This is a genomic window from Methanoregula sp. PtaB.Bin085, assembly GCF_002067035.1.
Taxonomy (GTDB): Archaea; Halobacteriota; Methanomicrobia; order Methanomicrobiales; family Methanospirillaceae; genus Methanoregula.
Genome location: NZ_MVQB01000033.1, coordinates 1 through 8,519, shown reverse-complemented (window position 1 = coordinate 8,519; position 8,519 = coordinate 1). Strand labels below are relative to the sequence as shown.

The following is an 8,519-nucleotide window of genomic DNA, read 5'->3' as shown; positions in this document are numbered from 1 at the left end:
TCCCGAGACGGTCTGTCCCGCCACGACGTAGATCGAGCCTTCGTAGTCGTGATACCCGCTCAGGCTCAGCCGGAGAATATGGTTCCCTGCGGGAATCTCCTGCACGGTCTTCGGGGTTATCCCTGAATAGATACCGTCAATCAGGATGCTGGCTCCGGGCGGGGATGAGTGTACCGTGACGGATCCGGTGGAAACGGCAGTCGTCACAGGCATCTGCGTTGTGACGGGCGAAACCGTTGTTGGCAGTACTGGTGTGGCATTCGCCAGCGTTACAGACGTCGTTACCTGCACAGTTATGGTGGCCGGTGCGGTCGTGGCGGCCGTTGTCTGGTTTAAGGCAGCAGTTGTCTGTGTCTGCGCAATGGTTGTCAGGGACGGTGCAGCGGTCGTCGCAGCTGTGACAGGTGATGTCTGGTTCGCGGCCACCGTCGTCTCTGCCGGAGAGACCGTTGTCACCGTGACATTGGCGGTTGTTTCCGCCGTGGTGTTATCGGCACAGGCCGGCAGTGCACAGACCAGGAAAGCAATAACAAGAGCGAAGAACAGACCCGATGATGACGTTCTGCACAACATGGTATCTCCCGCGGGCAGGATCCCGTGAATGGTTGCTGGTACCATCATTGCCGGGATGATACGATAAAACCATCAGGGCCCCGGGGAAATCCGTACGCCCGCCGCCCCCGGGCACACGGGATGGCGGGGGATGCGGATCTGTTCGGAAACGGCAGGCTCCCGTTCATTCCGTGCCTTCGGGGGCAGGGAAGTTCAGCGGTTCCCGTCACCGGTGACACCGGGCCGGTGCGCCCCTTTCGGCACACGAATCTCGAAGCGCGCCCCATTGCCGGGCTCGCCGGTCTCCCGGATTCCAATCTCGGTGATCTCCAGGATCTCGCGTGCGAGGAAGAGACCGGCCGACCGTTTCTTCTGGAACATCGGGAGAAAAATCTGTTCTTTCCGGTCCGCGGGAATGCCGGCACCGTTGTCCTCGAAAAAGATGGTCAGGGATCCGTCCGGCTCCTCCTGGTGCCGCACGGTAATAGCGGTTGCCTTTTCGCCGTGACGGACAACGTTCTCGGCAAGGATGAGAAAAACCTGCTCGAGGAGCGGGTCGGCGAATATCGCGAGATCCCCGGTCCTGATGTCGTGGTCCAGGTTTCTCGTATCAAGGTGCGAGAGCGCAAGGAGGACCGTACGGCGGACCTCCTGCCACTTTGCAGGCTTCAGTCCGAGATCCTGGTACGCCTGAGCGAACCGGAGCGCGTCGGTTATCCGCTGGGTCAGATCTTCCTCTTTTGCAAGGTACTGCCCGATGGGTGTGTCCGGTTCACTGATCATGTCCCGGACCAGAGTCTGGTACCCCGACAGAGTGAAGACGTTGTTCCGGATATCATTGAAGGTCACATCGTTGAGCAGCGCCAGTTTTTTCTTGGCCTGGCCAAGCGCCTTCTCCGACCGTTTCCGCTCGCGGATGTCCCGGATAAAGACCAGGTCCGCGGGTTTCCCGTCAAGGGTGATGATGCCGGCATTGAGTTCGACATCGATAGGTGTCCCGTCATGGTGGACGACAACCGTCTCGTAGACAGCCTGAACCTGCATCCCCGCCACTCGCTTTTCGTACATCCCGCGAATCGTCTGCTGTTCGTTGGGGTGGATGAACAACAGGAACGGCCTGCCGGTGATCTCGTCTGCACCCGCGCCGTAGAATGCAGCGGCGGTCGGGTTGGCGTACCTGACCAGTCCGTCCTGGATGATGATGATCCCGTCGTTTGCCAGGGTCAGAACACTGCGGTATTTCTCCTCGCTCTCCCGTGCCTGTTTCTCGCTCTTGACGAGGCCAGCCTGGTGCCTTGCCATGTTCAGCAGGACAAACAGCAGCGTTAGGATAATCTCTGTCAGGATAAGGGCGTAGTAATAGACAAGCGTGAACAGGTCGCCGGTTGGAGCTGCCGGGTCAATGATGCCGGAGAGCACGCGGACGATATAGAGAAACGCGATGATGGAAAAGATACCTGCAAGCGCGAACCGGACCCTCCGGGTCTCCGGTTCCTGTGATTCCGCGAGGGCAATGCCGGCCATGATCGCGATGGCAAGGAGTGCAACAGCAAGGAATGCCCCGCGCAGGACCAGCGAGTCCATGCCGTACGTGAGGTATGAGAAACCGGCCAGAACCGCAACCAGCACCACGATGTATCGTTTCCAGCCTAGTGCTTCCGACCGCACGAATTGTATCACCGCATCGTACCGCATCACGAACGCGAATACGAAGAGGACGTTGGCAAGGAGCAGGGTGAGGGGGGATTGCAGAAAAACGCGGAACATGATGAGGAACATGCTGCAGCAGTACACCGGAAGGCTGAACAGCCACGGTGCGAACCCGTCATAGGTCCGGTAGGTCCTGCCATAGAGGTACAGGATCAGGGTGAGGACAAGATCGATGAGAATGAGGGTTACGTACAACGTCCCGAGATCCGGCGTCCACATCGTCAACAACAGATCTTCATATCTGAGACAAAGGCCTTATATAGGTTGTTCTGGTTTTTAACCCGCAGTGCAGGGGAGCATCCCATGAAATCAGCTCGGATTGTTCGCGAACACGTTTTCCCGGACCGGCCCGCAACCGGATCGCCCGTGATTCCGCACCATCCTCTAAACAACTCACGGTCCCGCGTACCATGCAGCGGGTGTCTCTGCATTATCGAACTGCAATAGGCTCGGAATGGTGTGCAGATTAACCAACATTTATAAGTAAAGCCCTTTATTTCGCATGGAAGTCGTACCTGAAAACAATTTGTCAGCCATATGTCAGACTAAAGAGCCGGCACTGCATCCGGGGGTGAATCAGGCTGCGATTTCACGTTCGGAAAATCTCCGGGGATTTCTGGACATTCTGCCTTCCCAAAAATGGGTATCGTATATTGTCTGACATGCGACTGCCCTTCATTTCCAGTGGAGAATACGGCGAAGGTGGTGGTGCGCAGTGATCTTCCCAAAAATGAGTCGCAATATAAACCCGGGAAACAAGTATGAAGTCATGCCATTTTTCCGGTAATGGTTTCCCGCTGCCATCGTCTTCCTATAAAATATCCAAACCCCCAATGACCATGATCCGATCTCCTCTGGAGGAAAACCGGCCCCGGTTGTATCACCGGTTCTGGCCCGGATCCTTTATCGTGCCCTGTCTCCCATGAGCATATATGACCGGTATTGTTGTGTTTGTCGATTCCCGGGGCGGGAATACCCGGAAGATCGCAGAGGTCATCGCTGCCGAAGCCGGCACGGCAGTCGGGGATATCACGGATTCGCTGCCTGATACTGCGAAACTCGTCTTTCTCGGGAGCGGGACGTACGGGGGAGCGCCGGGAATCGGGATGATGAAGTTCGTCACGGATAATGATTTCTCCGGGCGGAATGTCGCAGTCTTCGGTACCTCAATGAGTCCGGGAGGAGCGCAGAAGATGGTCGCGGCAATGGTCGATGCCCTGAAACGGAAAGGCGCAACGGTCCTTGGCACGTTCGACTGCCGGGGAAAGTTCCTCCTGTTCCGCCGCGGCCACCCGGACGAAACAGATCTCGGGAATGCACGGGCGTTCGCACGGGATATGATCAGCAAACATTGAACAGGAACACCGCGTGATAAAACATTTCCCAATAGAACCGGTGATCATGGTATGGACACGTTCCGGGGAATCCAGAAAAAATACCTCACGGCCACCTGCCTCGTGCTGACCTTCCTCCTCTTCACCGCGGGAGGCATTGCATTCAACCAGAGCCCGTTCTACGGTGCCGTCTTCTTCATCATCGCAATCCTCCTGTTCTTTGTCGGCGCGTATTTCGGGAACTCGTTGGCGGGAGATGAATAATGCCTGCCCGGAATCAACCCGGCAGGGAAAGACCCGTGCTGTACGAACGGAGGATATCTGTTTCGGAACTCTGCACAAGAAATATCCCCCATCCCGGTCCCAGTACTGATATGGATATAATCCGGGGCATTCCGAATCGTTATCTCTTTTTCGGATGCATCTTCCTGTGTTTTCTTGTCTTCATCGCGGCCGGTATCGCATATGACCAAAATCCGTTCTTCGGCATTGGTTTTTACGTCCTGTCGGTTCTCCTCTTCTTCCTCTCTATCCATATCGGGAGGGAGGCATACCGCCTCGACGATAAAGGCTAGCGGATAACCTGGTAAAAGCTGATTCCGGACACGACATAGAAAGCCCTAAATCATCTCCGGCTCCACTCGTTCTGGAGATAGTGTATGGAGATTACCGCCACACGGACAGGCGAACAGCTGGTCCTCTCCGTTACCGGCCGTATGGACGGTGCCGGTGCGCAGCAGGTGACCACGGCCATCCAGCAGAACCTCACCGATCACGATACAGCTCTCATCTTCGACCTGGGCGGGGTCGATTACCTGAGCTCGGCCGGCCTCCGCGTCTTCCAGGAGAGCGCCCGCAGGATGAAGGAGCGAAACGGCAGGATCGCGGTCTGCCGGGTCGCGGACTTTGTAAGAAAACTCTTCACGGCAGGCGGTTTCTTCCGGGTACTTGCCGAGTACCCCTCCGTTGACGATGCGCTCCGGGGCACGGCCGGCCCGGCCGCACCGGCATCCGAAGGGATTCGGCTTGACGGGGCCGGCTGGTCGCTTTCGGGGCAATGCCTTGCCGGTTCTGCGGGGATCCTCACGGTCACCGGGAACCTCTCCGCACTCCACACCGGAAAGGCAGGCCTCGGTGATATCAGGGAGACCACGGTGGCGGCAGGCGGATTTGCCACCGGCATCAGCGCCATGGCTGCAACGCGGGAGGCAGCCTCCCCGCTCCTTGGCGAGATGGTCAGGGCGGGCGGTAGCGTCTGGTGGATTCCGACCGACGGCAGCCTGACGCCAGACTTCTTCACGGCCCGGGATCTTGCGGAGAGCGGCATGAAGACCTTCTCCCTCTTCTCCGTATCGTTTTCCGGCCCGTTCCCGGACCTCCTCCGTATCACGGCGAATACGCCGGACGGGATCACCCTGGGGGAGGTCTACGCAGCGATCTTTCGCTACCTGAAGAAGCAGTACCCCGAAAACAAGGGAATCTGCGCCGTTGTACTGAAAGCAACGATCGGCGGTGTCTGCAGCTCGGACCTGAAAGACTCCGTCATTGCCGCTGCAGCGGACAGGGCAGCCCGCGGCCCGGTGCCCATGCCGGCAGGCAGGACTGTCACCGAGTACCCGTTTGAGGGAACCATCCTTGCGAAGGCCTCGGCTGTTGACGTGAAGCCGCGGTATGCCGGCGATATCCTCATCAGTGTCGGTTACGGCATCGATCCTGCGACTGCCCGGAAGACAATCCCCGGCTCGCTGGTGGAAGCCCTCTCCTATTCCGATCCCCGGACTCCCGCCGGCGACCTCTTCCTGTATAACAAGGGGGTTGTCTTCCGGACCCTTCCGTGGGATAATGCAAAACCGTTCGGGGAGCAGGTCATCGCAGCACCGGCATCCGGGAGTTTTGTTGCCATGCACAACCTCCTGAGCATCACGACCGTCAGGTCTGCGGTTGCCGGCATCCTGCCGGTAACGGAAATCCGGATTGGAGAATGAACACGGAAAGAGCGTCCCTGTACGGTCCTGATCCCGCCCCCCGTCTTTCCGGCACACCGCTTGTAGCGGAACATCCGCCGGCGTGATCCGATGACTGGACACGATATCCGGCACCGCCCCGTCTCGCTCATCTGGTACCTCATTGGCTTCATCGCGCTGATCATCGGCATCGTCGTTGCCTCATCACTCGCCGTCTCCTACCTTGTAGCGGAACAGGCCATCCGCGGCGATTTCGCAATTCTTGAGAACAATACCGCGAATACTGCCGTCGAATCCATCTGGATGGTGAACACAGGGCTCGGGCTCATCGACGACGATATGAACCCCGCCCTCAACGAGTCGCTCATCGTCTTCCGCGACGCCTATGTCCGCGCCGGAAACGACCCGGCGAAGATGGACCTCGCGGCAGTCCGTGACAGGATCGCACCGGCATACGAAGGGGATGTCAATCTCTATATCTTCAGTGCAGATGGCATCATCGTTGCTTCCACCCTCCCCGAGATGCGGGGCGTAGACTTCCGGAACTATCCCGACTTCTACCGCCAGCTCACGCGGATCCGGTCCGGATCCGCCTTCGTTGCAGATCGCGTTGTACGGTCCGTCCAGAACGCGAGCGACATGACCGTCGAGGGCACGCTGCGCAAGTTCGCATACCTTCCGACCCCGGATCACCGGTACGTGCTCGAGATCGGCGTCGAGTCGCCGGAATTTTCCGATGTCCGGGCCCGGTACTCGTACCAGCAGATGGCTGAGCGCCTCCTTGCCGTCAACCCTGACCTTGCCGGGATCCGGGTCTATGATTTCTACGGCAATATCGCGGCCGGTGCAGGGACGCCGCGCACGAACGGCGCGGCAGATGCCCTCAGGGCAATTGCCGATCGCACCGGTTTTTCCGTCACGGACGCGGCAGAGCATTCCGAGACACGGTATATCTTTGTCGACCTCCGCGATCCGGAGGCCGCGTCCGACATGAGCGTGGTTATCGAACTGGTCTTCAGCACCGCACGGCGTGAGAACGCGCTCACCGGTCTCGTCATCCGGAACCTCTTCATCGGGGCCGGTGCCATCCTCATGGGGATCCTTCTCGCCTTTGCGATGTTCCGGAGGCTGACCGGCGCTATCGGGGAAATCGTCGAGGATGTCGGGATTGTTGCCGGCGGCGATCTCGGCCACGCTATCCGGAGCGTGGACACCAGGGAATTCGCCGAACTCGAGTCCGGTATAAACACGATGATTAAAAGGATCCTTTCCTATACCGAGGAACTCGAGCGAAAGAAAGCCGAACTCCAGGTTGCCGCCGACATCCAGCAGGAGTTCCTGCCGCGGTCGCTGCCGCACATCCCCGGGTATGATCTTGCCGCGGCAACCATCCCGGCACGGGAGGTCGGCGGCGACTTCTACGATGTCTTCCCGGCGGGAAGCGGGCAGCATGCGCTCGTCATCGCGGACGTTGCCGGCAAGGGTGTGCCCGCATCACTCTTCATGGCATTCTCCCGGACCGTTATCCGGATCGTTTCCCGGTGGGAGGCGTCGGCGCGGAAGGTGCTTTCGGACTCGAACACGATCTTTATTGGGGACACGGGTTCGGATACCTTCGTCACGGTCTTCTATGCCCTTCTTGACGGAGGGAGGCAAACGCTCACGTATGTCAATGCGGGACACAACCCGCCCCTGCTCTTCCATGCTGGCGGCACGCTCGACGAACTCACTCCCACCGGCCCGGTCATCGGTCTCGTTGACGACCCCGGATACACGCAGTCATGCGTGCAACTCAAATCAGGTGACATCCTGCTGATGTATACCGATGGAGTGACCGAGGCAATCAACAGTAAAAGTACCATGTTCTCCGATGAACGACTGAGAGCAGTAATCCGCAAATCTGCCGGACTGCCTGCTTCCGGTATTGTCCGGGCTGTCCGCGCCGCGATCACGGAATTCTGCGGAGACGCCCCGCAGTTCGATGATATTACCATCCTTGTCCTCAGGGTCCTCTGAGGATTCTGGCCGGACGGACAGCCGGTTCCGGGATACTCCGCCGGGCGGGTACGGCAACGGATTTCCTGCCCTGCACAAAATTCCTTTAACCAGACCGCCCCAAACAGCACATACGGGCTCTCCGGCAGTTCCGCGGATCGGAGAGATACCGCCGGGGTACCACCATGCTCGGGCTTGCCATCCTCACCATCCTGCTGGCGTTCGCGTTCACGTTCACGAACGGTTTCCAGGACGCAAGTTCGATCGCCGCCACGTTCATTGCCTCGCGGTCGGCAACGCCGAAGAGCGGCATGCTGCTCGTGGCCGCCATGTCCTTTTTCGGGGTACTCCTCGGGGGGAGCGCAGTCGCCTTTACGCTGGTCGGCCTGGTCAAGGTCGGATCCGGCCCGCAGGAACTGGTCATCATCTTTGCTGCAATGGTCACGGCAACGATCTGGAACATTCTCACCGGCAGGATCGGCCTTCCTGCATCATCCACGCATTCGCTGGTCGGCGGCCTTACCGGCGCTGGCATTGCCGCAGCCGGGACCGGCAGCATCCTCTGGGGCGCGGAGGAACTCCTCGGTCCTGCGCACGAACTGACCGGTATTACCAAGATCCTGTTCTTCTTCATCATCTCGCTCGTCATCGGCTTTGCCGGCAGCTTCCTGATTCACCGGGTGACCTTTATCATCCTGCGTAATGCCCGGCGCACGGCAAACCGTTCCATCATTGCCCTCAACTGGTGCGCAGCAGCACTGATGGCGTTTTTCAATGCCGCCAACGACTCCCAGAAGCAGCTCGGTCTGATCACAATGGTCCTTGTCTCCTCCGGCCTTGCCCTGACACCGGAGGTCCCGCTCTGGGCCCGGCTCGTTTCCGCAGTCATCCTTGCCCTCGGCACGGTCAGCGGGGGATGGCGGATCATGCACACGCTCGGCCGGAAGATCTTCCGGATCGAACC

General features: G+C 59.1%; 8 protein-coding genes. 6 read left to right on the top strand and 2 right to left on the bottom strand.

Features of this window, described 5'->3' with window-relative positions; genetic code table 11:
• On the bottom strand, positions 1-573 hold a 573-nt coding region (locus A4E33_RS07705; protein WP_292347116.1), incomplete at its 3' end, for a PEGA domain-containing protein.
• A gap of 192 nt (positions 574-765) precedes the next feature.
• A complete protein-coding gene (locus tag A4E33_RS07700; RefSeq protein WP_292347117.1) occupies positions 766-2,481 on the bottom strand; it encodes a PAS domain S-box protein in 1,716 nt (571 codons plus the stop codon).
• A gap of 713 nt (positions 2,482-3,194) precedes the next feature.
• Here A4E33_RS07700 and A4E33_RS07695 point away from each other — a divergent pair.
• The 6 genes from A4E33_RS07695 to A4E33_RS07670 all read left to right on the top strand — a co-directional run.
• On the top strand, positions 3,195-3,617 hold the full coding sequence (locus A4E33_RS07695; RefSeq protein WP_292347115.1) for a flavodoxin family protein: 423 nt from the start codon (positions 3,195-3,197) through the stop codon (positions 3,615-3,617).
• A gap of 51 nt (positions 3,618-3,668) precedes the next feature.
• Positions 3,669-3,860, top strand: coding sequence for a hypothetical protein (locus tag A4E33_RS07690; RefSeq protein ID WP_292347114.1), 192 nt, complete (start codon positions 3,669-3,671; stop codon positions 3,858-3,860).
• 110 nt (positions 3,861-3,970) lie between these two features.
• Positions 3,971-4,171, top strand: a complete 201-nt coding sequence (locus tag A4E33_RS07685; protein ID WP_292347113.1) for a hypothetical protein — start codon at positions 3,971-3,973, stop codon at positions 4,169-4,171.
• An 84-nt stretch (positions 4,172-4,255) separates the two neighbouring features.
• Positions 4,256-5,581 (top strand): STAS domain-containing protein, encoded by a 1,326-nt coding sequence (locus tag A4E33_RS07680; protein ID WP_292347112.1) that lies wholly within the window; start codon positions 4,256-4,258, stop codon positions 5,579-5,581.
• Between the two features lie 90 nt (positions 5,582-5,671).
• Complete coding sequence (locus A4E33_RS07675; RefSeq protein ID WP_292347111.1) at positions 5,672-7,576, top strand: PP2C family protein-serine/threonine phosphatase; 1,905 nt, start codon at positions 5,672-5,674, stop codon at positions 7,574-7,576.
• A gap of 164 nt (positions 7,577-7,740) precedes the next feature.
• On the top strand, positions 7,741-8,519 hold a 779-nt coding region (locus A4E33_RS07670; RefSeq protein WP_292347110.1), incomplete at its 3' end, for an inorganic phosphate transporter.

What these genes read in the sequence shown, in the direction of transcription:
- A4E33_RS07700 (WP_292347117.1), bottom strand. Translation starts at nt 2,481, where the DNA reads ATGTGGACGCCGGATCTCGGGACGTTGTACGTAACCCTCATTCTCATC.
- A4E33_RS07695 (WP_292347115.1), top strand. Translation starts at nt 3,195, where the DNA reads ATGACCGGTATTGTTGTGTTTGTCGATTCCCGGGGCGGGAATACCCGG.
- A4E33_RS07690 (WP_292347114.1), top strand. Translation starts at nt 3,669, where the DNA reads ATGGACACGTTCCGGGGAATCCAGAAAAAATACCTCACGGCCACCTGC.
- A4E33_RS07685 (WP_292347113.1), top strand. Translation starts at nt 3,971, where the DNA reads ATGGATATAATCCGGGGCATTCCGAATCGTTATCTCTTTTTCGGATGC.
- A4E33_RS07680 (WP_292347112.1), top strand. Translation starts at nt 4,256, where the DNA reads ATGGAGATTACCGCCACACGGACAGGCGAACAGCTGGTCCTCTCCGTT.
- A4E33_RS07675 (WP_292347111.1), top strand. Translation starts at nt 5,672, where the DNA reads ATGACTGGACACGATATCCGGCACCGCCCCGTCTCGCTCATCTGGTAC.